Origin of the sequence: Rhodopseudomonas sp. BR0C11 (genome assembly GCF_010820945.1) — a bacterium.
In the GTDB taxonomy this organism is placed as follows: Bacteria; Pseudomonadota; Alphaproteobacteria; order Rhizobiales; family Xanthobacteraceae; genus Rhodopseudomonas; species Rhodopseudomonas palustris_H.
This window is the reverse complement of the sequence record NZ_QTKI01000673.1, coordinates 1-1,503: the sequence shown is the minus strand read 5'-3', so window position 1 is coordinate 1,503 and position 1,503 is coordinate 1. Positions and strand designations below refer to the sequence as shown.

The 1,503-nt window shown below is 65.1% G+C and carries 2 protein-coding genes; one reads left to right on the top strand and one right to left on the bottom strand.

The features are described 5' to 3' along the window. Positions 1 to 107: 107 nt before the first annotated feature. The gene (locus DYI24_RS26445) at positions 108 to 878 is read right to left on the bottom strand and encodes a class I SAM-dependent methyltransferase (RefSeq protein WP_205523706.1); all 771 of its coding nucleotides are present in this window, start codon (positions 876 to 878) and stop codon (positions 108 to 110) included. 179 nt (positions 879 to 1,057) lie between these two features. On the opposite strand from DYI24_RS26445, the gene DYI24_RS26440 reads away from it, so the two are divergent. Next, positions 1,058 to 1,503: MBL fold metallo-hydrolase (locus DYI24_RS26440; protein WP_164574418.1), on the top strand; the 446-nt coding region annotated here is incomplete at its 3' end.

Sequence of the window (1,503 nt, the reverse complement as noted above, 5' to 3'; positions counted from 1 at the left end):
AGGATGCTGGCGCCGGCGATTAATCGCCGCGTTTGATTCGATCGATCCCAGAATCAGATAAGGCCGCGCCGGTTGGTGCGGCCTTTTTCGTTTCAGCGGACGTCGCTTCAACGCAGCAGCGGCGGCGCGTTAGGCTCGTCGCCTTGCAGCGGGGTCGGTGAGGGCACCAGCGACGGCTCCAGCGACGGAATCAGCCGGATGCGCTCGCGCTTGACCGGGTGCGCCCGCACCACCTGTTTGGTGGCTTCGACCACATGCACACCGGCGAAGGGCAGTGAGGTCGATGCGCCGATCCGCTCCCAGGCCGGTGCCGATCGCAACAACCAGCCGTGCCCCAGCGGCGGCACGAATAGCGCTTCGCTCCATGCGGTGGGTGTGAACCAGGTCCGCCTCAAGAGGTCGGCGATCTGCGAGCGCGAATAGGGACGGCCGTGGCCGAACGGGGTGTTGTCGAGGCGTGCCCAGACGCCGCGGCGATTCGGGACGATCGCCAACAGCCGTCCGGCCGGCGCCATCACCCGCCATATCTCGCGCAGCAGCCGCTCGGGGTCGTCCGACATCTCCAGCGCCTGCACCAGCAGGATACGGTCGACCGCCGCATCCGGCAGCGGCAGCGCGTGCTCGTCGACCAGCGACGAGAGCGTCGATCGCGCGGTCGGCCATTTCAACACGCCCTGAGCCGCCGGCATGAAGGCGATACAGCGCTCGCATCTGTCTCGAAACAGGCCGAGATAGGGCGTCGGATAGCCGAGGCCGAGCACGCGATCACCGCGCGCATCCGGCCAGCGCGACTGGATGCCGCGGTTGATCAGCCGCCGTGCGACGATGCCGAGACGGCTGCTGTAAAACTCCCGCAGATCCACGACGTCCATGGTCATGCCCACCATTTACCACGGCGTCGTACCGTCCGGCAAAGCCGCACCCTGCTTGGTTTACGAGGCTGTGACCGCTTCATTTCGTCCCGGTCTGCCCCCATGTTAGGATTCGACACTGCGTGACGCCGGCGACAGAAACGGCGCCGGGCACGCTCCTGCCGCCTTCAAGTTCCGGAGATCTCATGCCCGCCGACATCCGTATCGTTCCGTGTCTCACCGACAATTTCGGCTATCTGGTTCACGATCCGGCCACCGGAGCGACCGCATCCATCGACGCGCCGGAAGCTGCCCCCCTGATCGCTGCGCTCGACAAAGAAGGCTGGAAGCTGACCGACATTCTGGTCACCCATCATCACGGCGATCACGTCGGCGGCATCGCCGAGCTGAAGAAGAAGTATCAGTGCCGCGTCTATGCGCCGCACGACGCCAACGCCAAGATCGCTGACGTCGATGTCCGCCTGCAGGAAGGTGATTTTGTCCGCATCGGCGATCTCACTGCGCGCGTGCTGGAAACCCCCGGCCACACCCTCGATCACATTTCTTATGTGTTCGACGATGACCGCGCGCTGTTCGCGGCCGACACGCTGTTCTCAATCGGGTGCGGCCGCGTGTTCGAAGGCACCTATCC